Annotated in this window: 23 protein-coding genes; 14 read left to right on the forward strand and 9 right to left on the reverse strand. The window is 73.7% G+C overall.

Annotation, left to right across the window (positions count from 1 at the left end; translation table 11 throughout):
* Positions 1-88: 88 nt before the first annotated feature.
* On the forward strand, positions 89-1162 hold the full coding sequence (galT, locus tag IEZ03_RS32140; protein WP_184887924.1) for a galactose-1-phosphate uridylyltransferase: 1074 nt from the start codon (positions 89-91) through the stop codon (positions 1160-1162).
* Here galT and IEZ03_RS32145 read toward each other — a convergent pair.
* Genes IEZ03_RS32145 through IEZ03_RS32160 form a run of 4 tightly spaced genes read right to left on the reverse strand, consistent with a single transcriptional unit; the run spans position 1137 to position 5705 of the window.
* Positions 1137-2597 carry a membrane-associated oxidoreductase gene (locus tag IEZ03_RS32145; protein ID WP_184887922.1) on the reverse strand — a complete coding sequence of 487 codons (1461 nt, stop codon included), beginning with the start codon at positions 2595-2597 and terminating at the stop codon, positions 1137-1139. The genes galT and IEZ03_RS32145 overlap by 26 nt on opposite strands.
* A 26-nt stretch (positions 2598-2623) precedes the next feature.
* Positions 2624-3424, reverse strand: coding sequence for a sugar phosphate isomerase/epimerase family protein (locus IEZ03_RS32150; protein WP_184887920.1), 801 nt, complete (start codon positions 3422-3424; stop codon positions 2624-2626).
* A complete protein-coding gene (locus IEZ03_RS32155; RefSeq protein WP_184887918.1) occupies positions 3421-4557 on the reverse strand; it encodes a dihydrodipicolinate synthase family protein in 1137 nt (378 codons plus the stop codon). Before IEZ03_RS32155 ends, IEZ03_RS32150 begins: the two co-directional genes overlap by 4 nt.
* Positions 4554-5705 (reverse strand): Gfo/Idh/MocA family protein, encoded by a 1152-nt coding sequence (locus IEZ03_RS32160; RefSeq protein ID WP_184887916.1) that lies wholly within the window; start codon positions 5703-5705, stop codon positions 4554-4556. Before IEZ03_RS32160 ends, IEZ03_RS32155 begins: the two co-directional genes overlap by 4 nt.
* A 227-nt stretch (positions 5706-5932) precedes the next feature.
* Between IEZ03_RS32160 and IEZ03_RS32165 the strand changes: the two genes are divergently transcribed.
* A complete protein-coding gene (locus IEZ03_RS32165) occupies positions 5933-6994 on the forward strand; it encodes a LacI family DNA-binding transcriptional regulator (protein WP_221480873.1) in 1062 nt (353 codons plus the stop codon).
* A 126-nt stretch (positions 6995-7120) separates the two neighbouring features.
* Here the strand turns inward: IEZ03_RS32165 and IEZ03_RS38660 are convergent, their stop codons facing one another.
* Positions 7121-7249, reverse strand: a complete 129-nt coding sequence (locus tag IEZ03_RS38660; RefSeq protein ID WP_268248580.1) for a hypothetical protein — start codon at positions 7247-7249, stop codon at positions 7121-7123.
* Positions 7250-7404: 155 nt separating this feature from the next.
* Here IEZ03_RS38660 and ybiA point away from each other — a divergent pair, with 155 nt between their 5' ends.
* From ybiA to IEZ03_RS32180, 3 genes are all read left to right on the forward strand, one after another.
* Positions 7405-7902, forward strand: a complete 498-nt coding sequence (ybiA, locus tag IEZ03_RS32170) for a riboflavin biosynthesis intermediates N-glycosidase (RefSeq protein WP_221480872.1) — start codon at positions 7405-7407, stop codon at positions 7900-7902.
* A 100-nt stretch (positions 7903-8002) separates the two neighbouring features.
* A complete protein-coding gene (locus IEZ03_RS32175; protein ID WP_221480871.1) occupies positions 8003-8455 on the forward strand; it encodes an SgcJ/EcaC family oxidoreductase in 453 nt (150 codons plus the stop codon).
* Positions 8456-8538: 83 nt separating this feature from the next.
* A complete protein-coding gene (locus IEZ03_RS32180) occupies positions 8539-12081 on the forward strand; it encodes an NACHT and WD repeat domain-containing protein (RefSeq protein WP_184887912.1) in 3543 nt (1180 codons plus the stop codon).
* Here IEZ03_RS32180 and IEZ03_RS32185 read toward each other — a convergent pair.
* Complete coding sequence (locus tag IEZ03_RS32185; protein ID WP_184887910.1) at positions 12054-14201, reverse strand: terpene synthase family protein; 2148 nt, start codon at positions 14199-14201, stop codon at positions 12054-12056. The genes IEZ03_RS32180 and IEZ03_RS32185 overlap by 28 nt on opposite strands.
* Before the next feature lie 109 nt (positions 14202-14310).
* On the opposite strand from IEZ03_RS32185, the gene IEZ03_RS32190 reads away from it, so the two are divergent.
* The 4 genes from IEZ03_RS32190 (at position 14311) to IEZ03_RS32205 (ending at position 18322) form a co-directional block, all read left to right on the forward strand.
* Positions 14311-14688: a phage holin family protein gene (locus IEZ03_RS32190; RefSeq protein WP_184887908.1), complete on the forward strand. Its 378-nt coding sequence runs from the start codon at positions 14311-14313 to the stop codon at positions 14686-14688.
* 69 nt (positions 14689-14757) lie between these two features.
* Complete coding sequence (locus IEZ03_RS32195) at positions 14758-15297, forward strand: 2Fe-2S iron-sulfur cluster-binding protein (RefSeq protein WP_184887906.1); 540 nt, start codon at positions 14758-14760, stop codon at positions 15295-15297.
* Positions 15294-16268 (forward strand): FAD binding domain-containing protein, encoded by a 975-nt coding sequence (locus IEZ03_RS32200; RefSeq protein WP_184887904.1) that lies wholly within the window; start codon positions 15294-15296, stop codon positions 16266-16268. The genes IEZ03_RS32195 and IEZ03_RS32200 overlap by 4 nt, the downstream gene beginning before the upstream one ends.
* Complete coding sequence (locus IEZ03_RS32205; protein ID WP_184887902.1) at positions 16265-18322, forward strand: xanthine dehydrogenase family protein molybdopterin-binding subunit; 2058 nt, start codon at positions 16265-16267, stop codon at positions 18320-18322. Before IEZ03_RS32200 ends, IEZ03_RS32205 begins: the two co-directional genes overlap by 4 nt.
* Before the next feature lie 4 nt (positions 18323-18326).
* On the opposite strand, the gene IEZ03_RS32210 is transcribed toward IEZ03_RS32205, so the two are convergent.
* Positions 18327-18572, reverse strand: a complete 246-nt coding sequence (locus tag IEZ03_RS32210) for a DUF2630 family protein (RefSeq protein ID WP_184887900.1) — start codon at positions 18570-18572, stop codon at positions 18327-18329.
* A 121-nt stretch (positions 18573-18693) separates the two neighbouring features.
* On the opposite strand from IEZ03_RS32210, the gene IEZ03_RS32215 reads away from it, so the two are divergent.
* The 4 genes from IEZ03_RS32215 (at position 18694) to IEZ03_RS32230 (ending at position 21192) form a co-directional block, all read left to right on the forward strand.
* A complete protein-coding gene (locus tag IEZ03_RS32215; protein ID WP_184887898.1) occupies positions 18694-19107 on the forward strand; it encodes an STAS domain-containing protein in 414 nt (137 codons plus the stop codon).
* Between the two features lie 157 nt (positions 19108-19264).
* Positions 19265-20086, forward strand: a complete 822-nt coding sequence (locus IEZ03_RS32220; RefSeq protein WP_184887896.1) for an acetate uptake transporter family protein — start codon at positions 19265-19267, stop codon at positions 20084-20086.
* 79 nt (positions 20087-20165) lie between these two features.
* Entirely contained in the window at positions 20166-20348 is a 183-nt protein-coding gene (locus IEZ03_RS32225; RefSeq protein ID WP_184887894.1) for a hypothetical protein, read from the forward strand.
* 49 nt (positions 20349-20397) lie between these two features.
* Entirely contained in the window at positions 20398-21192 is a 795-nt protein-coding gene (locus IEZ03_RS32230; protein ID WP_184887892.1) for a maleylpyruvate isomerase family mycothiol-dependent enzyme, read from the forward strand.
* On the opposite strand, the gene IEZ03_RS32235 is transcribed toward IEZ03_RS32230, so the two are convergent.
* Together IEZ03_RS32235 and IEZ03_RS32240 are read right to left on the reverse strand one after the other, a co-directional pair.
* Complete coding sequence (locus tag IEZ03_RS32235) at positions 21182-21670, reverse strand: nuclear transport factor 2 family protein (RefSeq protein ID WP_184887890.1); 489 nt, start codon at positions 21668-21670, stop codon at positions 21182-21184. The genes IEZ03_RS32230 and IEZ03_RS32235 overlap by 11 nt on opposite strands.
* Positions 21667-22542: a TIGR03619 family F420-dependent LLM class oxidoreductase gene (locus tag IEZ03_RS32240; RefSeq protein WP_184887888.1), complete on the reverse strand. Its 876-nt coding sequence runs from the start codon at positions 22540-22542 to the stop codon at positions 21667-21669. The genes IEZ03_RS32235 and IEZ03_RS32240 overlap by 4 nt, the downstream gene beginning before the upstream one ends.
* A 179-nt stretch (positions 22543-22721) precedes the next feature.
* Between IEZ03_RS32240 and IEZ03_RS32245 the strand changes: the two genes are divergently transcribed.
* Positions 22722-23630, forward strand: coding sequence for an IclR family transcriptional regulator (locus IEZ03_RS32245; protein ID WP_184887886.1), 909 nt, complete (start codon positions 22722-22724; stop codon positions 23628-23630).
* The last annotated feature ends 10 nt before the right edge of the window (positions 23631-23640 follow it).

The raw sequence follows: 23640 nt of genomic DNA on the forward strand, positions 1-23640 counted from the left end.
ACCCCGCTTCACGGCCGCCGATTCCCGCCGCCGCGGCCCCCTCGCGGCGCACCGGAAGATCGCGGCGTCGCTGTAGGCTCTGGCCGCGATGCACAGGACACGGGCGCGGCTGTCGGACGGCCGCGAGATCGTCTACTACGACGAGGCGCCGGGGCGGGTGCCCGTCCCCGACCCGCGCGGGCTGCCGCCCGTCGAGCCGGTCTGCGAGGTCCGCCGCGACCCGCTGACCGGCGATCACGTCACCATCACCGCGCACCGCAACGCGCGGACGTTCCTGCCGCCCGCCGACCAGTGCCCGCTGTGCCCGGGCGGCCCCGCCTCCGAGGTCCCCGACGCGTCCTACGAGGTCGCGGTGTTCGAGAACCGCTTCCCCTCGTTCGACGTCCGCACGCCGCCGGTCCCGCCCGTGGTCGACGGAGTGCCGGGCGGCGTGCCGCGGGCCCGCGGCAAAGGGCGCTGCGAGGTCGTGTGCTTCACCGACGACCACGCAGCGTCGATGGCGCTGCTGCCGGTCTCGCGCGTCCGCACCGTCGTCGACGCTTGGGCCGACCGCACCGCCGAGCTGTCCGCGATCCCCGGCGTGCGGCAGGTCTTCGTGTTCGAGAACCGCGGCGTCGAGATCGGCGTGACCCTGCACCATCCGCACGGGCAGATCTACGCCTACCCGTTCGTCACGCCCCGGACGGAGCGCATGCTCGCGATGGCCGCCGGCCGCGACCTGTTCGGCGAGGTCCTGGCGGCCGAGCGCGCGGGCCCCCGGGTCGTCGCCGCCGGTGAGCACTGGACGGCCTACGTGCCCGCCGCCGCCCGCTGGCCCGTCGAGGTGCACCTGATGCCGCACCGCCACGTCCCCGACCTCGCCGCGCTGGACGACGGCGAACGCGACGAGCTGGCCGTCCTCTACCGCGACCTCCTCCGCCGCTGCGACACCCTGTACGGCGACCCGCTCCCGTACGTCGCAGGCTGGCACCAGGCACCCGCCGGTGAGGGCCGCGACCTCGTCCGCCTGCACCTGGAGCTGTTCTCGGTCCGCCGCGCCCCCGGCAAGATCAAGTACCTGGCGGGGTCGGAGTCGGGCATGGCGGCCTGGATCAACGACGTCCCGCCCGAGGCCGCGGCCGCCCGCCTCCGCGGCGTCACTGCCGGCGGAGCGTCCGGGTGATCCCGGCCGCGATCGTCGTCGCGAGCACCCAGCCGGTGAGGATCAGCGCGTAGGCGAGCCACTGGTACCCGCCGACCGGCTTGAACGCCTTCTCCTGCCCGAAGTCGATGATGGGCAGCAGCAGGTCGAGCGTGTAGAAGAGCGCGTTGAACGGGGGCTGCTCGCCGGCCTTCAGCGGCTCCGGATGCCGCGCCCCGAACACCGTCGTGCCGGCGAGGAGCAGGCCCGCGAGCCACGCCGCGGCCCACACCGGCCGGAAGCCGTACCCGACCGTCACGTCCTGGAGGTAGCCCCACAGGCGCGCGTACCCGGGGCGCGTCGCGCGGTGCCGCCGCTGCTTGGCGAGCAGGACGTTGCGCGCCGCCCTGTCGTCCCCGGCCTGCCGGTACGCGGCGGCGAGCTGCTCGTAGGCGTGCGGGACGTACCCCTCCGCGTCCCGCTCCAGCATCGCGATCCGCACCTTCGCCGGGAGCCGCGGCGTCAGCGAACCGTAGGTCAGGCCGTCCAGCCACACCTCGCCGTCGATCGCGCCGGGCGGGACGTGGAGGAGGCCGAAGCGCCCGCGGAGCATGTTCACCGTCCCGTCGACCCGCCCCTCCCGCAGCCAGACCTCCCCGATGGCGGCGCTCGTCGTCCGCAGCGCGCAGCCGTCCGGGGCCGACAGCCGCGCCTGCGTGAAGACGAGCAGGCCCGGGATCGTCGCGCCGCGCACGTTGACCTCGCCCTCGAACCGCGCCCGCGTCGCGATCAGGTCGGAGCCGACGGAGAGGTTCGCGCCGTCGAAGACCAGCCCGCCGGGGTTGCGCAGGACGGCGCCCTTCAGGTTCACCACCCCGGCCACCGACGCCCCGTTCATCCGGACTTCGCCGAGCGCCTCCAGCTCCGGGGCCCAGACGTCGTCCTCCAGGACGGAGTGGTTGAGGTGCAGGACCTCCTCCTCCTGCCCGCCCTCCGTCCCGAGCCGCGCCCGCTCCAGGAAGAGGACGCCGGACAACCGCGCCCCGCCGAGCCGGATCTGCCCCGGCACGCGGCAGCCGGTGAGGCGCAGCACCCCGTCCACGCGCAGCGTCGCCGCGTCCAGCCCCGGCAGGTAGGACTCGCTGAGGTTCAGCTGCCGGACGCGCGCCCCGTACAGGACGGGCGTCGCTTCGAAGTGGCACCCCCGCAGCGACACCGGATGCTCGACCGTCGCGTAGTGCAGCTCCAGCGTCCCGGTGATGCGGGCCCCCACCAGGCGCAGCGCCGCGACCTCGCCGTCCACCGGCGGGCTCAGCAGCAGCTTGCGCAGGACCCACGCGCGCACCGTGCGGCGCGCGGGCCAGGCATGCCCGCTCGCAGGGTCGTCATCAGTGCCGTTCCGGAGGTCGACCGGCGTTCCGGTGGGGAACGCCCGCCACACGCGGCGCTCGACGGGCGTCAGATCGATCGGCTCCACGAGCAAGGAACCTAGCGCTTCGTCGGCTAGAGGACGTGCTGGGCGAAGCGCGACAGGGTGAGTTCCAGGGCGGACGGGCCGGGCATCGCCCACAGCTCCTCGTTGAAGATCTCCACCTCGATCGGGCCGGTGTAGCCGGCGGCGTCCACGGCCGCGCGGAAGCGGCGCAGGTCGATCCGGCCGTCGCCGAGCATGCCGCGCCCGGTGAGCACGCCCTCGGGGAGCGGGGTCACCCAGTCGGCGACCTGGAACAGCGCGAGGCGGCCCGTGACGCCCGCGCGGGCTATGCCCTCCCAGACGTCCGGGTCCCACCACAGGTGGTAGGTGTCGACCACGACCCCGACCTGGGACGGCGGGTGCGGCGCCGCGATGTCCAGGGCCTGGCGCAGGGTGGACACCACGCAGCGGTCGGAGCAGTACATCGGGTGGAGCGGTTCGATCGCGAGGCGCACGCCGTGCTCGCCGGCGTAGGGGGCGAGTTCGGCGATCAGCTCGGCGACGCGGGAGCGGGCGCCGTCGAGGTCGCGGGACCCGTCCGGCAGGCCGCCGGCGACCAGGCACAGGACGGGCGCGCCCAGCGCGGCGGCCTCCTCGATGGCGCGGCGGTTGTCGGCCAGGGCGTCCCGCTCCTGGAAGAAGCCGCCCCGGCACAGGGACGTGACCGCCAGGCCGTGGTCGCGCATGAGCTTGCCGGTGCGGGCCAGGCCGTGGTCGGCGACCGGCTCCCGCCACAGGCCGACGCCTGTGACCCCTTCGGCCGCGCAGCCGATGGCCAGGTCGGGCAGGCGCCAGGTGCGGGTCGTCCACTGGTTGAGGCTGAACCTCATCGGGCGGCTCCTTGGACGGTCAGCCAGGCGCGCATCCGGTGCGCGGCGAGGCCGGGGTCGGGGAAGAGACCGGCCGCGTCGGCGAGCCGGAAGAGACGCGCCATGTGCGGGACGGAGCGCGCGTTCTCCAGCCCCCCGACCATGCGGAAATGCCGCTGGTGGCCGGTCAGCCAGGCCAGGAACACCACACCGGTCTTGTAGAAGAAGGTCGGGGACTCGAACAGGTGGCGGGCGAGCGGCACCGTGGGTGCGAATATCTCCTGGTAGGATGCGGTGTCCCCGGCATCGAGCGCATGCAGGGCCGCCGCGGCGGCGGGTGCGATCGGGTCGAAGACGCCGAGCAGCGCGTCGCTGTGCCCCGCGGCGTCCCCCAGGATCAGTTCCGGGTAGTGGAAGTCGTCGCCCGTGTAGAGCCGGACACCGGGCGGCAGGCGGCGGCGGAAGGCGATCTCGCGGTCGGCGTCCAGCAGGGAGATCTTCACCCCGTCGACCCGGGGCGCGTGCTCGGCGATCAGCGCGAGCAGCGCGCCGGCGGCCGCGTCCAGGTCGGGCGAACCCCAGTAGCCCCGCAGGGCCGGGTCGAACATCGGCCCCAGCCAGTGCAGCACCACGGGGCGGCTGACCTGCGACAGCAGTCGCCCGTAGACGAACGCGTAGTCGTCCGGGCCCTGCGCGACGGCGGCGAGGTGGCGGCTCGCCATCAGCACCGGGACGGCGCCGGCCGACTCGACCACCGCGAGCTGCTCCTCGTAGGCGGCGGCGATCTCCTTCGGCGAGGCCGGCCCCGGGGGCAGCTGGTCCGTGCCGGCGCCGCAGACGATCCGGCCACCGACTGAAAGCGCTTCCCGACCGCTCCGCATGATGAGCTCCCTGGTCGCCGCCCAGTCGAGGCCCATGCCGCGCTGCGCGGTGTCCATCGCCTCCGCGACGCCCAGCCCGTACGACCAGAGATGGCGGCGGAACGCGAGCGTCGCGTCCCAGTCGAGCGAGTCGCCGGCCGGGTCGGCCACGACGTGCGCGGCCGCGTAGGCAGCCCGGGACGTGCTCGGCCGGGGCGGCGGCGGGTAGGTGCGCGGCTCGCCCATCGTGTGCCGGACGACCGAACCGTCCGCCTCCGGAAGCTCGATGATCATCGGACCAGCTCCGGGACCTCCAGGCGGCGGCCCTCGCGCCACGCCCGCAGCCCCAGCTCGGCGAGCTGCACCCCGCGCGCCCCCGCGTAGAAGTCCCACGGGAAGTCGCCCTCGCCGGCCACATGCCGGAGGAACATCTCCCACTGCGTCTTGAACCCGTTGCCGAACTCGGCGTTGTCGGGGATCTCCTGCCACTGCGCCCGGAAGTCCTCGGTGGCGGGCAGATCGGGATTCCACACCGGCTTCGGCGTCATCGCCCGGTGCTGGACGCGGCAGCGCCGCAGCCCCGCGACCGCGGAGCCCTCCGTCCCGTCCACCTGGAACTCCACCAGCTCGTCGCGGAACACCCGGGTCGCCCACGACGAGTTGATCTGCGCGACGATCCCGCCGTCCAGCTCGAAGATCCCGTACGCGGCGTCGTCGGCGGTGGCCGCGTACGGCTTGCCGTCCTCGTCGACCCGCTCGGGGATGTGCGTCGCGCCCAGCACCTGGACGGACCGCACCGGCGCGACCACGCCGTCCAGCACGTACCGCCAGTGGCAGAACATGTCGAGGATGATCCCGCCGCCGTCCTCCGCCCGGTAGTTCCAGCTCGGGCGCTGCGCCTCCTGCCACCCGCCCTCGAACACCCAGTAGCCGAACTCGCCGCGCACGGACAGGACGCGGCCGAAGAACCCGCCGTCCACCAGGCGCTTCAGCTTGAGCAGCCCCGGCAGGAACAGCTTGTCCTGGACGACGCCGTGCTGCACGCCCGCCTCGTCCGCGAGCCGCGCCAGCGCCAGCGCGCCGTCCAGGTCCTCCGCCAGCGGCTTCTCGGTGTAGACGTGCTTGCCCGCCGCGACCGCCGCGCGGATCGCGGCGGCCCGCGCGCCGGTCACCTGCGCGTCGAAGTAGACCTCGGTCTCCGGACGCGCGAGCGCCTCGGCCAGGTCGGTCGTCCAGGCCGTCAGCCCGTGCCGTTCCGCGAGGTCGCGCAGCTTGGCCTCGCTCCGCCCGACGAGCACGGGCTCGGGCCACAGCACGGTGCCGCCGTCCGTGCGGACCCCGCCCTGCTCCCTGATCGCGAGGATCGAGCGGAGGAGGTGCTGGCGGTACCCCATCCGCCCGGTGACGCCGTTCATCACGATCCCGATGGACCTGCGTGCCATCCCGTTCCTTCCCAACCTGTCGTGTTCCACCTGGTCAGCGCGCCGCGTCGCGCCTCCGGAGGGCTCCGGGCCGCGGCGTGCCGGGACGGCGGCGCGCGCGTACCCCGCCGGTGCCCGGGAAAGCGCGTTCAGAAAGCGCTTTCTGATGTACCGTAGGAACCGCCGCCCGCGCGGTCAAGAGGGTTGTTCAGCCGGACCCGCCGCGCGGCGCGCCGAGGGGGGCGGGGATGACCGAAGCGGCGGAGGAGCACCGGGCCGCCGGCCGGGCCTACGTGACGCTGCAGGACGTCGCGCGGGAGGCCGGCGTGTCGCTCGCCACCGCGTCCCGCGTGCTGAACGGCACCTCGCAGGTCCGCGCCGACCTGCGCGAGCGGGTGCTGGCGGCCGCGTCGCTGCTCAGCTACACCCCGAACGCGCACGCACAGGCGCTGGCCAGCGCGTCCAGCAAGTCCGTCGGGGTGATCTGCCACGACGTCAGCGACCCCTACTTCGCCGGCGTCGCCCGCGGCGTCATGCGGACCGCCGCCGAGCACGGCATGCTCGTGATGCTCGCCAGCACGTTCCGCGACCCCGCCCGCGAGGTCGAGTACGTGGCGATGCTGCGCGCGCAGCGGGCCCGCGCGATCCTGCTGATCGGCTCCGGCTTCGAGGACCGCGACTGGGAGCGCTCGATGGCCGCCGAGCTCGACCCGTACCAGCGCACCGGCGGCCGCGTCGCCGTGCTCAGCCGGCACCGCAGCCTCAAGGTCGACGCCGTCCTGCCGCAGAACCGGGAGGGCGCCGCCGCCCTCGCCCGCGCCCTGCTCGACCTCGGCCACCGCGACTTCGGCGTGCTGACCGGCCCGCGCGCCCTCACCACCGTGTCCGACCGCCTCGCCGGCTTCACCGGCGCCCTCGCCGAGGCGGGCGTCGACGTCCCCGCCGAGCACATCGTGGAGGCCGCCTTCACCCGCGACGGCGGCTACGCGGCCGCGACCGCGCTGCTCGGCCGCGGAACCCGCCCGACCTGCGTGTTCGCGGTCACCGACGTGATGGCGATCGGCGCGCTCGCCGCCTTCCGCGACCACGGCGTCTCCGTGCCGGACGACGTCTCCCTCGCGGGCTTCGACGACATCCCGATCGTCCGCGACCTGACCCCGCCCCTCACCACCGTCGCGCTCCCGCTCGGCGCGATGGGCGAGAGCGTGATGGGCCTCGCCCTGCGCGAGCCCTCCGGCGCCCGCCGCAGCCGCATCGAGCGCGTCGACGGCGAGGTCGTGCTGCGCGCCAGCACGGCCCCGCCCCGCTGACCCGCGGCGCGCCCGCCGTCCCACCGTCCAGGACGCCGCAGGGCGCGCCGCCTCCCCGTCCCCCGGAACCGAAGAACCCGCCCGGAGATCCGGACGGGTTCCCATCTATCGGCCGAGAACGGCCGGTCAACGCGCCGCGAGATCGTCTTGCCTGACCTCGGCCTCCACCGGACGCTCGGTGTCCGACTCCGCCGGGCGCCGCTCGGGCCACTCGACGATCTTGGTGCGGCGGGGGTTCGCCAGAGGGGTGCTCATCTTCGCCGTCGTCCTCCTGTTCGGGCAGATCGAAGCAAATGTTCCCGACCACCGGCCCGCTTTCGCAAAATGGTCTAGACCGCGTCGTGCCGCGCCCCTTTCCAGGACGGGATAATTCGGTCGCCGCCGCTTCCGCCTCCTGGCAGCCTTTCCGTATGGACGTAGCCGAGCTGATCCGCCTCAAGGGCGAGGGTGCGCACCTGGAGTTCCTGTTCTTCTGGCGCCACCAGACCCCTGGACCCGGCTACCTGAGCCAGTGGTGGCCTTCCGTCTTCACCGTGGACGGTGTGACCTACGCCACGGCGGAGCACTACATGATGGCGGAAAAGGCCCGCCTTTTCGGCGACGGGGAAACGGCCGCCGCCATCCTCGACGCCCCGCATCCCCGAAGCGCGAAGGATCTCGGCCGCCGCGTCCGGAACTTCGACGAACGGACGTGGAAAGAGCACCGGCTGGCAATTGTCACGCGGGGCAACGAGGCCAAGTTCGCGCAGCACGAGGACATGCGCGACTACCTCCTCGGCACGCGCGCCCGGATCCTGGTGGAGGCGAGCCCCCTCGACCGCATCTGGGGCATCGGACTCGCCGCCGACGACCCCCGCGCCGAGGACCCCGCGGCCTGGCGGGGCCAGAACCTCCTGGCTTCGCCCTGATGGCCGCCCGCGACGCCCTGGCCGCCTGACGAAGGGCCGCCAGGCCGGTCGGCGTTTCCGGGCTTGACCTCGACTTTGGTTGATGTTCCACGGTGGTCCCATGAGCACTGACATTGCGGCGGACCGCGCGGCGGACGTCCAAGCGATCGAGAACGTCATCCGGACCGTCGAGCACTCCCAGAACAACGAGCTTCCCGACGACTTCCTCGCGCTGTTCCGGCACGACGCCGTCTGGACGACGGGGGGCGGCAAGCGGCTCTTCGGCCTGGACGAGATAGCCGCGTTCACCCGCCAGGTCCTCCCAGGCGGGATGCAGGGCATGACCGTCACGTTCGAGCTGGAGCACATCTTGTTCATCCGCCCCGACGTCGCCGCCGTGAAGGTGCGCCAGGTGTACCGGACGCCGGACGGCCCGGACGTGGGCAGCCCACTGTGGGTCATGGCCAAGGAAGACGGCCAGTGGCTTCTGACCGCCTGCCAGAACACCGGCGTCCACGACGACGAGCTGGTGACACCGGCGGCGAGCCGCCCCGTCTTCGGTTCCGGTGACTGAGCCATGTGAGTGATCATCGGGTTCGCCCGGACTTACCATGAGCAGGGCTCGTGGTCACGCGTGGGCGGCTGGGGGGACGGGATATGCGGCGGCGGCAGGGACCGGTCTTCCCCGGGTACCTGATGATCCTGCTGGTGGCGCTGCTGGGGCTGGCGTTACAGGTCTCGCCGCAGACGACCCAGGTCGTCCAGGCCTGGGCGCTTCCGGTCATCGTGGTGTGCATGCTCCTGATCCCGCTCGTCCTGGCGTGGGAGAAGGGGCAGGAGCGGCGGAATCTCGCGCGGCCGGGGTGGAAGGGCGACCGGTCGCCGTATCCGGGGCTGGACGCGTTCACCGAGGACGACGACGGGGTCTTCTTCGGGCGGGACGGCGAGATCCAGGAGCTGGTCGAGCGGCTGCGGCCCGGGAGCGAGCCGCGGTCGATCGCGGTGACCGGGCCGTCCGGGGTGGGCAAATCGTCCCTGCTCTACGCGGGGCTGCTGCCGAGGCTGGCGCAGCAGCGGCGGTGGATCGTGCTTCCGTCGATGACTCCGGAGAGCGATCCTTTCCGGTGCCTCGCCTACTGCCTTGCCGACGCGCTGGGCGGCGCGGCCGAGGAGATCGCCGAGGAGCTGCGGCGGGAGCCCGCCGCGCTCCGGCGGCGGGTGGACGAGCTCCGGCGCGGCCGGCGGAACCGGTCCGTGCTGATCGTCGTGGACCAGGCGGAGGAACTGCTGACGCTGACCGAGGACGATCAGCGGGGCGCCTTCCTCGGAATGCTCCGGGACGGCCTGGACGCCGATCCGAAACTGTGGGTCGTCCTCGTGTTCCGCGCGGAGTTCCTGACGACGTTCCTCAGCGGCGGGTCCGCCGACATGTTCCGGCATCCGTTCACGGTGACGGCGCTCGACCGGGCGGCGCTGCGGACGGTGATCCGGGAACCGGCGGAACGGGCGGGCATCGCGTTCGAGCCGCCCGAACTGGTCGCGCAGATGGCCGAGGACACGGGGGGCGGGACGGCGCTCCCGCTGCTCGCCTACCTGCTGCACGAGCTGTACCTGCAGGTCGGGAGGAACGGCACGATCACGCTGGCGGACTACCGCCGGACCGGCGGGGTCGACGGCGCGCTGACGCGGCGGGCCGACCGGCTGCTGGGTGAGCTGGAGGCGCTGGACCCGGCGCCGCCCGTCCTGCCGACCCTGCTGAAGTTCGTGAAGTTCACCGAGGGGCGGCCGACCCGGCGGCGGGTGGCGGGCCGGGAGCTGGACGAGGCCGGGCGGCTGGTCGTGGACGCGTTCGTCCGGGAGCGGCTGTGCACCAGCGGCCGGGACGGCGAGGACGCCGTGTTCGAGGTCTCGCACGAGGCGCTGTTCTCCGCGTGGGCGCCGCTGCGGCAGACGATCGCCCTGCACGCCGAGGTGCTGCGCCGGATCGCCGACCTGGAGCAGTGGGCCGCCGAGTGGGACCGCTACGGACGCCAGGAGGCGTACCTGCTGCGCGGTGAGCGGCTGGCCGCGGCGCGCAAGTGGGTCGCCGAGGCGGAGGGCCTCGCCGCCATCGAGCCGCTCGCCCTGGAGTTCGTCGAGATCTCGCACCGCTCCGACGGCGCCGCGATCCGCAGGCTCGCGGACTCGGTCGCGCGGCAGGCGCTCACCGCGTTCGAGAGCGACCCCGAGCGGAGCCTGCTGCTGGCCTTGGCCGCGTACGAGGACTGCGCGCCGACGCCGCTCGTGAGGCGGGCGCTGTCGGCCGGGTACGCGGTGGCGCGGTTGCGGGGCGTCCTGCACGGCCACGAGGACCGGGTCTGGTCGGTGGCCTGGTCGCCCGACGGCTCGCGGCTGGCGACCGCGTCCGCGGACCACTCGGTCCGGGTGTGGGAGGACGGGGCCGAGGTCGCCGTGCTGCGGGGACATGAGGCGATGGTGTCGGCGGTGGCCTGGTCCCCGGACGGCTCCCGGCTGGCCTCGGCCTCCGACGACGGCACGGTGCGGATCTGGGACGTGGCGTCCCGCGCCCGGGTCGCGGTGCTGCGCGGGCACGGCGCCATGGTGTGGTCGGCCGACTGGTCGCCGGACGGCACGCGCGTCGTGTCCGCCTCCCGGGACGGGGACGTCCGGATCTGGAGCGTCGCGGACGGCGCGTCGGAGACGCTGCGCGGCCACGAGGGGTGGGTCCGGAACGCGGCCTGGTCGCCCGACGGCTCCCGGATCGCGAGCGCCTCCGACGACCGCACCATCCGGATCTGGGACGCGGACACCGGACGTGAACTGGCGGTCCTGCGCGGCCACGAGGACACCGTCCGGATGGTCGCCTGGTCACCGGACAGTGCGCGGCTCGCGGGCGCCTCCTACGACCGCACGGCCCGGGTGTGGGACGTTTCGACCGGCGAGTCCGCGCTCGTGGCGCGCGGGCACGCCGACCTGGTGTGGTCGGTCGCGTGGTCGCCGGACGGCACGCGGCTGGCCACCGCGTCCTACGACCGGACGATTCGGCTCTGGTCGGCGGAGGACGGCACCGAACTGGTCGTGCTGCGCGGGCACGGCGACAACGTCCGCGCGGCGGTCTTCTCCCCGGACGGCGCGCGGCTCGCCAGCGGCTCCGACGACCGGACCGTCCGGCTGTGGGACGCCGAGTGCGCCGCCGAGACCAGCGTGCTGCGCGGCCACACGCGCGCGGTCGCGGCCCTCGACTGGTCCGCCGGCGGTCTGCTGGCGTCCGGGTCCTATGACCGGACGGTGCGCATCTGGGCCGGCGACGAGCCCGTCGTCCTGCGCGGGCACGCCGACGAGGTGTGGGACGTCGCCTGGTCGCCGGACGGCTCCCGTGTCGGGACCGCGTCGCGGGACCGGACCGTGCGGATCTGGGACGCCGCGGGCGGCGAGGAGGCGGTGCTGCGCGATCACGGCGACTGGGTACGGGCCGTGGCCTGGTCGCCGGACGGCACGCGGCTGGCATCGGCCTCCGATGACCGGACGGTCCGCGTTCACCGCACGGACGGTGCGGAGCCCCTCGTCCTGCGCGGGCATGAGGACACCGTGCGAGCGGTCGCGTGGTCGCCGGACGGGGAACGGCTCGCCAGCGGGTCCTACGACAGGACCGTCCAGGTCTGGGAGGCCAGGACCGGCATGCGGCTCATGCGGCTGCACGTCCCCCAGGGCGCCGTCCGGTCCCTGGTTTGGTCACCGGACGGCGGCCGCCTCGCGGCCGTGTCGAACGACCGCGACGTGCAGGTGTGGGACGCCGCGGAGGGCGTCGAGACCGCGGTGCTGCACGGTCACGACGGCTGGGTCTGGTCGATCGCGTGGTCGCCCGACGGCCGGATGGTCGCGACCGTGTCGGCGGACCGGACCGTCCGGCTGTGGGACCCGGCGGCGGGGGAGGAGCTGTGCGTGGCGGCCGTGCATTCCGACGAGGTGTGGGACGTCGCATGGTCGCCGGACGGCACCCGCATCGCCACCGCCTCCGGGGACCGGACGGTGCGGATCTGGGAGGTCGTGACCGACGGCGCGGCGCTCGTCGCGCGGGCCCGGAGCCGCGTGTTCCGGCGGCTCACCCCGGACGAGCGCCACGCCCTCATGATCCCCGCCCCGCGCCCGTCAGCGGACGGCGCGCGGAACGCTCAACGCCCCGACCGCGCGAACAGGTAGAACGCCGAGGTGCCCAGGCCGGTGGGTCTGGGGAGGGTCGGGCGGGGGTTGCGTTCGTCGTAGCGGTCGGTTTCGCGGTGCCATTTGAGGATGCCGGCCATCCAGTCGCGGAGTTCGTCGACGTAGGCCGCCAGGGCGGTGCGGGCGGTGTCGTCCAGGTCGAGCTCGTCGGCCAGGGCGGGGAGTTCGCGGGTCGCCAGGTGCTCGAACTGGCGGCGGCGGGACGTGATGAGGTCGTTGACGATGGGCAGGGCCTCGTCCCGGCCGCAGCCGAAGAAGTTCTCGATGGCCAGGACGCCGTTGTTCAGCTCGCCCTCGTACTCGATCTCCTTCTGGTAGGAGAAGCAGTCGTTCAGGAGGCAGGCGACGTCCATGGCGGAGACGTCGATCTCCCGGAGGGTGCGGGTCTGGAAGACGTGGGCCGGGATCTCGTGCGAGTGCTCGATCCGGGAGAGGCTCATCGTCATCTCGGAGCCGAACGTGTGGCGGCGCATCTCGATGTAGTCGACGGGGTCGGGGATGCGGGACTGGAGGTGGTTGTTCAGTTCCCAGACCCAGCTCTCGACCATGTGCTCGACGGCGGCGCGGAACTCGCGGCGGCCGCGGTCGTCCATCGGGGCGGCGGTGCGGCGCCACAGGTCGGCGAGCGAGGCCTCGAAGGCGTTCTCGGGGGGCGGGGTGGTGCCGCAGTCCAGCGGCAGGAAGGCGGGGACGCGGGCGTTGAAGAGCTTCGCGCCGGCCATGTCGCGGTCGCGGTTGAAGAGGGCGGGGAAGTAGTCGTCGCCGTAGGTGCCGCAGGCGAGCCACTGGGTGGCGAGGTCGAGGGCCTCCGGGGAGGCGTCCGGGTCCAGGGACGCGGCGCAGATCTCCAGCGCCATGCCGGTCAGCGTCTCGGCCGTCCAGACCGGTGCGGGCAGCCGGGGCTGCGGGGAGAACATGCCCATCTCGCGCGCCCACGCGACGACGTTGCGGCCGGCGCTCTCGCGGTGCGGGTTGACGCGGGCGGGGTAGGGGATGTCGAACTCGGGCAGCGGCGTCGGCCCGACCTTCTGGAACGGGACGTGCGGCAGGCTGATCCGGGCGGACTTCAGCAGCGCCGGGATGCGGGCCGCCGACATGCCGATGGACTTCTTGTTCATGTAGCGGCTTGACCGCATGTGCCATTCGTGGCCGCCGGACTGCCAGTCCTGGAGGGCCTTCACGTAGGTGGCGACGGCCGCCCGCTCGGCGGGGTCGAGGGCGTGGTCCTCGAACACGTGGGGGAGTTCGGTGAGGGCCGTGTTCTCGTACTGGCGCAACCGCGAGGTCAGCAGGTCGTTGACGGTGTCGGCGGCCGCCTGGGGCGCGACTTCCAGGAAGTGCTCCATCACCAGGACGGCGTTGTTCAGCTCGCCCTCGGACTCGGTCTCCCGCTGGTAGGAGAAGATGTCGTTCCGCAGGTGGACGCCGTCGGAGAAGGTGTCCTTGAGGACGCGCAGCGGCCGCGTCCCGACGACGCGCTCGGGTACCTCGACGCCCGCCGCGTGCTCGGCGAGGTCGGCCGACCAGGGCGCGCCGCCGACCTTGCGCCGCATCTCGATGTACTCGACCGGGTTGGGGATGCGGCCGGTGCTGATGTTGGACAGCTCCCACAGCGACTCGCGGAGCAGGTTCACGGTGCTCTCCGAGAAGCGCGCCCGCCACGCGTCCGACCGGGACGGGATGGTCCGCGCCCACAGGTCGGCGAGGCCGCGTTCGACGGCGTTGACGGGCTCCGGCGGGTCGAGCGACATGAACAGCGGCAGCCGGTCGAGGTAGGTCCGGGCGCCCGCCTGGTCCTGGGTCTTCTTGAAGACCTCCAGGAAATGGTCGTCGAAGTAGAACACCCAGACGTACCAGTCGGTGATGAGGTCGAGCTCCGGGCCGTCGCAGTCGGGATGGGTGTAGGCGCACAGGAGCGCGTAGTCCATCGCTTCGAGCGCCGGCTCGTCCCAGATGTCCGGGGTGCCGGGATCTCGGTCGTCGTCCAGCATCTTCATCTCGCGCGCCCACGCCATGGTGTGCGCCCGCGCGCCCGCCACGTGGGGGTTCAGGCGCGCGGGGTGCGGGACGTAGAAGTCGGGCAGCTCGAACGGTTGCATCGACGGCCTCTCTGTCGGGTCCGGTCGCAACCTACAGCACTCGCAAAGTTACCGAGGGTGACACATTGCTCTCCCGGTTCTTTCGCTTTCCTTGGGGTACCGATGGGTCATGACGGAGTCGCGCGAACCCGCGGAGGTGGACGGCCCGCTGGAGCAGAACCTCTTGCTCGCCCGGCGGGTGGTCGACGCCGCCCAGCAGGAGATGATCGACAAGATGCGGCAGCGCGTCCCGGCGCTGCGGCTCGGCGCGGTCGCCGGCGCCTTCGGGATGCTCGCCACCGCGGCCACCTACCGGGCCAACCTCCTGCTGCTGGAGAAGAAGCTGCCGCCGGAGCTCGCCTCGTTCGTCGCGGCGGCCGTGTACGGGGGCGGGGCCGGAGCCGCGGCGGTGGCCGCGTCCCGCAAGTGGCGGGGCCTTCCCACGCCGCTGCCCACCGACACGGCCCGGACGGTCGTGGAGATCCTCTCCGGCTCCGACGACGACTGACCCCGCCGTCCCCCGACAGCGCCGCCCGGCCGCCGACTCACTCCGGTGATCCGGGGTAGGGGGCGGTGCATGGACAGTGAAGCGACCCCGGTCGTCGCCGCCATAGCCCTGGTCGTGAACGGCACAGAGCACCGGCTCAGCGTCGACACCCGCGCCTCCCTGCTGGACGTCCTGCGCGAGTACCTCGGGCTGACGGGCTCGAAGAAGGGCTGCGACCACGGGCAGTGCGGTGCGTGCACCGTCCTGCTCGACGGGCGCCGCGCGAACTCGTGCCTCGCGCTGGCCGTCGCGCACGACGGCGCCGAGATCGTCACCGTGGAAGGGCTCGCGGAGGACGGGCGGCTCAGCCCCCTCCAGGAGGCGTTCATCGAGCAGGACGCCTTCCAGTGCGGCTACTGCACCCCGGGCCAGCTGTGTTCCGCCACGGGAATGCTGAACGAGGCCGAGCAGGGCTGGCCCAGCGCCATCACCGAGGACGTCGCGGCCGACCCGGTCCTCGACGACGCCGAGATCCGCGAGCGGATGAGCGGCAACCTGTGCCGCTGCGGCGCCTACCGCGGCATCGTCGCGGCCCTCCGCGAGGTGGGCGGAGAGGGGGCGCGGCCATGAGGCCGTTCGCGTACGAGCGCGCGACCAGCGCCGAGGACGCGCTGGCCCGGCACGAGGACGGCGCCCGCTACCTCGGCGGCGGCACCAACCTCGTCGACCTGATGCGCCTCGGTGTCGAGGAGCCCGCGAAGCTGGTGGACGTCACGGGCCTCGCCCACGACCGCATCGAGCGGACCCCGGACGGCACCCTCCTCGTCGGCGCCGCCGTCACCAACAGCGACCTCGCCGCCGACCGGACCGTCCGCGAGGAGTTCCCGATGCTGTCGAGGGCCGTCCTGGCGGGCGCTTCGGGCCAGCTCCGCAACCTCGCGACCGTCGGCGGCAACCTCCTCCAGCGCACGCGGTGCTCCTACTTCCAGGACGCGTCCAAGCCGTGCAACAAGCGGAACCCCGGGAGCGGCTGCCCGGCGCGCGACGGCGAGCACCACAACCTGGCGGTACTCGGGCATTCGGACGCGTGCGTCGCGACCCATCCGTCCGACATGGCGGTGGCGCTCGCGGCGCTCGGCGCGTCGGTCCGGGTGGTCGGCCGCGGCGGGGAGCGGACCGTCCCGCTCGGCGACTTCCACCGGCTCCCCGGCGCCGAGCCGCAGCGCGACACCGTGCTCGAACCGGGCGACCTCGTCACCGCGGTCGTGGTGCCGCCGCTGCGGATGCCGGCCGCGTACCGCAAGGTCCGCGAGCGCGCGTCGTTCGCGTTCGCCCTGGTGTCGATCGCGGCGGCGCTGGACGTCCGCGACGGGACGGTCCGGGACGCGCGGCTGGCGCTGGGCGGCGTCGCCCACAAGCCCTGGCGGGCGGGAAGGGCCGAGGACGTGCTGCGGGGCGCCCCGGCGACCGAGGAGACGTTCGCCCGCGCCGCCGACGCCGAGCTCGCCGCCGCGGAGCCGCTGCGCGACAACGCCTACAAGGTGCCGCTCGCGCGCAACCTCATCGTGCGCACGCTGGCCGAACTGGGGGAGGGGTCATGACGCACCGGATCGAGGGCCGCGAGAAGGTCACCGGCAAGGCCCGCTACGCCTACGAGTACCCGCTGGAGGCCCCCGCGTACGTCTCGGCCGTGCAGGCGGAGGCCGGAAAGGGCGAGATCGTGTCGGTGGACGCCGCGTCCGCGCGGCGGCTTCCGGGCGTCCTCGCCGTCCTGTCCTGCGAGAACGCGCCTCAGCTCGCGTCGCGCTCGAACGGGGAGCTGGCGGTCTTCCAGTCCCGGACGGTCTCCTACCGGGGCCAGTTCGTCGCCGCCGTCGTCGCCGAGACGCTGGAGACGGCCCGGGAGGCGGCCCGGCTGCTCCGGATCGAGTACGCCGCCGAGGCCCCCGACGTCCGGCTCCGCGACGACCACCCCGGTCTCTACAGGCCCGAGGAGATCAACACCGGGGTGCCCGCGGACACCGAGATGGGAGACCCGGAGGCGGCCCTCAGCGACTCGGACGTGCAGGTCGACGTCACCTACACGACCCCCGCCGAGCACAACAACCCCATGGAGCCGCACACCACCGTCGCCCACTGGAACGAGGACGGATCCCTCACGCTCTACGAGTCCACCCAGGGCGCGTCCACGCACCAGCGGACGATCGCCAGGATCTTCGGGCTCGACCGGGAGCAGGTGCGGGTCGTGTCCCCGCACGTGGGCGGCGGGTTCGGCGCCAAGGGCACGCCCCGTCCGAACGCGGTGCTGGCGGCGATGGCCGCGCGGGAGGTCGGCCGCCCGGTCAAGTTCGCGGTGCCGCGCCAGCAGATGTACGCGACCACCGGCTACCGCACGCCCACCATCCAGCGGCTCAGGCTCGGCGCCGCCGCCGACGGGACGCTCAACGCGATCGTGCACGACGTGGTCGAGCAGACGTCCACGGTCCGCGAGTTCGCCGAGCAGACCGCCGCGCCGACCCGGATCATGTACCGGGCCCCGCACCGCCGCACGACGCACCGGGTCGTGGCGCTGGACGTCCCGACGCCGTCGTGGATGCGGGCGCCGGGCGAGACCCCCGGCATGTACGCGCTCGAATCGGCGCTGGACGAGCTGGCCGCCGCGGCCGGGATCGACCCCGTCGAGCTTCGGATCCGCAACGACACCGACCACGAGCCGGAGAGCGGCCTGCCGTTCAGCTCCCGCAACCTCGTCGCGTGCCTGCGGGAGGGCGCGGAGCGGTTCGGCTGGGCCGGCCGCGACCCGGCGCCCCGCTCCCGCCGCGCGGGCCGCAGGCTGGTCGGGACGGGCGTCGCGGCGTCCACCTACCCGGCGCGCCTCAACCCGGGCCGGGCGACGGCGCGGGCCGAGCCGGACGGGACGTTCACGGTCCGGATCGCCGCCGCCGACATCGGCACCGGCGCCCGCACCGCGCTCGCGCTGCTCGCCGCCGAGACGCTCAAGGCGGACCTCGGCCGGGTGCGCATGGAGGTGGGCGACAGCTCCTTCCCCACCGCGTCCGTCGCGGGCGGATCCAGCGGGACGGCCAGCTGGGGCACCGCCGTGGTCCGGGCGTGCGAGGCGCTGCGCGAGCGGCTGAACGGGGCCGTCCCGCCGGAGGGCGTCGAGGCGTCGGCCGACACCCGGGACGAGGTCGAGGCGCAGGAGCGGTACGCCCGGCACGCCTTCGGCGCGCAGTTCGCGGAGGTCGAGGTGGACGTCGACACCGGGGAGGTCCGCGTCTCCCGGATGCTGGGCGTGTTCGCCGCCGGGCGGATCGTCAACCCGGTCACGGCCCGCTCGCAGTTCGTCGGCGGCATGACGATGGGCATCGGGATGGCGCTGATGGAGGAGAGCGTCATGGACGAGCGGTTCGGCGACTACCTCAACCGCGACCTCGCCCAGTACCACGTCCCGGCCTGCGCGGACGTCCCCGACATCGAGGCGGTGTGGCTGGAGGAGTCGGACCCGCACCTGAACCCGATGGGCGCCAAGGGCATCGGCGAGATCGGCATCGTGGGCGCCGCCGCGGCGATCGGCAACGCCGTCCACCACGCGACCGGGGTCCGCGTCCGCGACCTGCCGATCACCCCGCCGAAGCTGCTGGCGCGCGGGTGAGGGGCTACTGGCGGTAGTCCTCGACCTCGGAGGCGGGACGGACCTGCGCCTCGTCGGGGTTCTGCCCCGCCTCGATGCGCGCCCGCCGCTGCCTGAGCAGGTCCCAGCACTGGTCGAGCGCCACCTCGAGCTCCCGGAGCCGCTGCCGCGCCTCGGCACCGCCCGTCTCGGCGCGCTCGTGCGCGTCGCGCAGCGCGTGCTCCTCCGCGATGAACTCGTTGATGCGGTTCAGTATGGCCTTCTCGTCCATGAAACGGCTCCCGATGGTGGTTTTCCCGCTCGGTGGGGTTCAGAAGGTGCCGACAGATGAGAGCCTGGCATATACGGGGCCGCCCCCGGTAGCGGCGCCCCCGGCCATAGGCGAGGAGCGGATGACGGTCTGGCGGATCACCGACGGTGAGGGCGGCCTGGAGTCCGGGCGGCGCGCGTCCCCGCACTACGACATCGTCGAGCACGACACCGCGCTGCTGCGCATCGCGGGCGCGTCGGCCTCGCCCTGGCTGCGGATGGCCGGGGAGATCGACGTCTCGAACGCCCGGGACGTGTCGCGCGCCCTCGGCGGCGCCCGGGACCGCGTGCCCGGGGACGTCCACGTCGACCTGGCGGGCGTCGAGTTCGTCGACGTCGCCGGCCTGCGCGCCTTCACCCTGACGGCCCGGGAACTGCACGCGCGCGACCGCATGCTCGTCCTGCACTCGGTGTCGTCCCACATCGAGCGGCTGTTCCGGCTGATCGGCTGGAGCGGAACACCCGGCCTGCGGGTGCACTGCCGCCCCCGCGCATAAGGCGCCGGAGCGGTGCGGCGGTAATGCCGTCTCCATAACCCCGCGAATTGCCGGTAAAGGACGCCCGTTTTGCGCGAAACGACCGTTCTCGTAGTCGTTTGCCCTGCCCAGGCACGGTTACCACGAATATACGGCTCTCCGAACAAAGGGGGATTTCATGGTAAGGCGCAGAGGACGGGCCGTTTCGCCGGAGCCCGGCGCGCAGGCGGCCGTGCCGCCCGCCGAAGGAGCCGCCCCGGCGGCGCCGGGACCGGTCCGCGAACGGAGCGAGCACGCGATGTGGGAGGACCGGACACGGGTCGTCCTGACACCGATCGCCGCGCCGTCCATCCTCGGGCTGTTCGGGTTCGCCGGCGCGACCATGATGGTCGGCGCGTGGCAGGCCGAGTGGTACGGCAACGCCCTGACCCCGCTGATCCTGTGGCCGTTCGCGCTGGTGTTCGGCGGCATCGCGCAGCTCATCGCCACCGTCTGGGCCTACCGCGCCCGGGACGGGGTAGCGACCGCGATGCACGGGGCGTGGGGCTCGTTCTGGGTGGCATTCGGCCTGCTGTTCGGGCTGGTCAGCATCGGCGCCTTTCCGGCGGCACTGGCCCCCGTGGCCGGGACGGTCAGCGAGGGGTTCGCGTTCTGGTGGGTCGGCCTCGCGGTCATCACCGCCCTGGGCGCGATCGCCGCGCTCGGCCAGAACCTGGCGGTCACGGGGGTCCTGGCGACGCTGGCGGCGGGCGCCGGCTTCACCGCGGCGGGCTGGTTCGCGCCGTCGGAGTGGTCGCTGAACGTCGGCGGCTGGCTGTTCGTCGCGTCCGCGGTCATCGCCCTGTACACGGCCGCCGCGATGATGTTCGAGGGCAGTTTCGGGCGGACGATCCTCCCGGTCGGCAAGCTCCGCCGCGCCGCCGAGAACGTGCCCGGCCACAAGGCGGCCCGGCCGCTGGAGTACGCGGGGGGCCAGCCCGGCGTGAAGAGCGGCCAGTGATCTCCGGCGTGTCGGCTTGACTTTCCCGTTGCCCTATCCTGGACCGATCCTTGACGATCGGTTCGGGAAGGGGGCGGGAATGCCCGTCGTCCGCCGGACGTGGCGCCGCCTCGTCCACACCTACCACCGGCTGTGCGCGCGGGACGACGCCGTGACGCACGGCTTCACGGTGCCGAGCGGCGTCTGGTCCTGCGACCGCTGCCGCGAACCCCACCTGGAACTCTCCTCCCTCCTCCGGCACGTCCGCACCGAGCACCCCTGACACCTCGCCAAGAGGGGCCGTAGGCTCTGAGGCCGACGGAGGGGGTCATATGGAGCAGATGCGCGCCTACACCGCGGCCTGGGAGCAGACGGTCCGATCGACGCTCGCGCTCGCCGAGACGTTCGGCGGAGCCGACTGGGAGCGGCCGACCGAGTGCCCCGGCTGGACGGTGAAGGACCAGCTGGCGCACCTCGCCGGCGTCGAGGTCGACCTGCTGGGCGATCCGGCTGCCGAGATCGACGTGCCCGCGTTCGACCACGTCCGCAACGATCTCGGCCAGTTCATGGAGAAGGCGGTGCACGTGCGCCGCGCCGTCCCGGGGCCGGCCGTGGCGGCGGAGCTGGCGGGCGCCCTGGAGCGCCGCCTGGCCCAGCTGCCCGGCCTGGACCCCGACCGCGTGGTCATGCTGCCGGAGGGCCGGGAGGGCACCTACACCGAGCTCATGCGGGTCCGGGCGATGGACTGCTGGGTGCACGAGCAGGACATCCGGCGGGCGGTCGGGCGCCCCGGCAACCTCGACGCGCCGGCCGCGCACTGCTTCTGGGAGATGCTGAGCAGGGGCCTCCCGCTGGTCGTCGCCCGCCGGGCGAACGCCGGGCCGGGGAAGACCGTGGCGTTCCGGATCTCCGACCCGCTCGACTTCCACGTGGCCGTCCACGTCAACGACGAGGGACGCGGTCACTGGGCCGAGCCCGAGGAGCCGGACGTCGAGCTGGCCATGGACTGGGAGACCTACGTCCGCCTCGCCGCCGGACGCTGCGCCCCCGACGCGGTGACCGTCCGCCTCAGCGGCGATCAGGACCTGGGGAACCGGGTCCTCGCCACCATGGCCCTCACGCCCTAGCGGGGAAGTGGGAGGCGAGGAGTGCGGGGGACTCCTCGCGGCCGTCGAGGACGCGGTTCGTCCGCTCGACGGCGCGCCAGCCGGAGGGCGTGCGGCGCAGGCGCCAGTGGTTGGCGGTGGCCCGGCGGAGCGTGAAGCCGTCCGCCGTGTTGACGATCATGAGGGTGTAGGCGACCGCGGTGGCGTCGTCGCCGGAGACCGCGACGTGCGGCGGACCGGTGAAGTGCGCGCAGCCGCCGGCGATCCAGCGCTGGTGCGGGGTGGAGCGGACCATGGCCTCGATCTCCGCCCGGCCGGTCATCAGGAGTTCGTCCACGTCGTAGACGCCGTCGTCGTCCCAGAGGGCGGCGACGTCCTCGGCTCGGCCGCCGTCGACGAGGGGGCCGTAGGAGAGGATCAGCCGGGTGATCTCCCGCTCGTCCTCGAGGAGGCGCAGGCGTTCCTCCAGGGCGGCGAGCCGGGCCTCGACAGATGTCACCGTTCCTCCTCGAAGGTCAGGTCGTAGGGCGCGGACAGGCCGCGGAGTGCGGCGAGCTGCTCGCAGTAGTGGCCGGGGGACGAGGACGTCAGGCGGACGCCCGCGATCGTGGCACCCGCCTCGCGGAGCCTCGTGAGCGCGGCGCCGGCGGCGTCCGGGGCGCCGATCGGGTCGAGGCGGCGGGACGGTTCGAGGACGACGTCGAAGCCGGGCGGCAGGTCGTGGGAGGCGAGCATCTCCCGCAGCGCGCGCAGGGGCAGGCCGAAGGGAACCCAGCCGTCGGCGGTCAGGGCCCGGCGGAGGGAGCGGGCCGTCCGCCCGCCGATCCACAGCGGGACGCGGTCCTGGACGGCGTGCGGCTCCACGACCATGCCGGCGTAGTCGTAGTGGGGCCCGTGGTACTCGGGCGTGCGGCGGGACAGGGAGGCGCGGAGCGCGGCGAGGGCGTCGTCGGCGCGGGCGCCGCGCCCGGCGAACGGCGCGCCGAGCAGGTCGAACTCCTCCTCCAGGCTGCCGACGCCGAGCCCGAGCGTGAGCCGGCCGCCGCTGACGCGGTCGAGCGTCCCGTACCGCTTGGCGACGGCGAGCGGATGGTGGTAGCCGAGCACGAGCACCTGGGTCGCCAGGCGGATGCGGGACGTGCGGGCGGCGATGTAGCCGAACGTGGCGAGCGGGTCCCAGTAGACGCCGCCCCGCTGCTTGACGGCCTCCAGCGGTACGGCGACGTGCTCGCTGCAGGTCAGGTGGTGGTAGCCGAGCCGGTCGGCGGTCTCGGCGATCCGGCCGATCTCCGCGATCCCGGCGTCCCGCTCCCAGTCCGCGTGGCCGCCGGGCGGCTGCGCCACCACGGGCGTGACGATGCCGACGCGCATCGGTGCTCCCTTCTACGGCAGGAAAACGTTCTATCACGGGGGCCGCCGCCGTCGGGCCGCCGTCCCGTTCCCGCGATGCCCTATCTGACCTGGACTTACTCGGGGGCTTCCCATCACACCAAGCGGTTGCTACATTCTCGGTAACAAGAATTCATTTCAGTCTCCTGCTGGGAGGTGCGATGAGCGAGGCCGCCACCACCGAGCTCGGACCGGCCGCGCGACGCGAGTCGCCGCCGTCGATGATCGAGCGGATGACCCTGATCCTCGACGCGTTCAACGGGCCGACCGCCCGGCTGACCCTGGAGGACGTCGCCCGGCGCACCCGGCTGCCGCGCTCCACCGCGCACCGGATCCTCGACCAGCTCGTCCGGCAGCGCTGGCTCGCGCACCACTCGTTCGGCTACGGCCTCGGCCCGCGCGCCCTCGGCCTCGGCGGGCGGGACGGCGGGCACGGCAAGATCCGCGAGGCCGCCGCGCCGCTGCTGCACGAGTTGCAGGTCACGACCGGGCTCGTCGCCCACCTCGCCGTGCTGGACGGCGCCGAGGTGCTGTACCTGGACAAGCTCGGCGGGCGGCTCGCCGCGTCCGTCCCGTCCAGGGTCGGCGGGCGCGCCCCGTCGCACTGCACCGCGCTCGGCAAGGCGATGCTGGCGTGGCTGGAGCCCGAGCAGGTGGACGCGCTGCTCGGGGCCGGGATCAGCCGGCTCACCAGCCGCACGATCGGTGAGCTGAGCACGCTCCACCAGGAGCTGCACCGGGTGCGGCAGCGCCGCGGCCTGGCGTTCGAGCGGGGCGAGGCGTTCCCCGGCATCGCGTGCGTCGCCGCCGCGGTGCGGGGGCCCGAGGGGCCGGTGGCGGGAATCTCCCTGGTCGGCGACATCCGCACGCCTTTGGAGAACGTCGCGCCGCTGGTGGTCACGGCCGCCCGCGAGACCTCGCAGATCCTGTTCCCCGGCTCGGCCCCCGGCGGCGGGCACGCGGGTGCCCGAGCCCGGCGCGGCGCCGGCGCGGCGGGACGGGGGCCGACGTGGTCGCCGGAGACGATGAACCGGCTGCTCGCCGTGGACGGCCGCGGCGACTGGATGTGACGGAAGGCGG

Source organism: Actinomadura livida (genome assembly GCF_014648675.1).
Classification (GTDB): Bacteria; Actinomycetota; Actinomycetes; order Streptosporangiales; family Streptosporangiaceae; genus Spirillospora; species Spirillospora livida.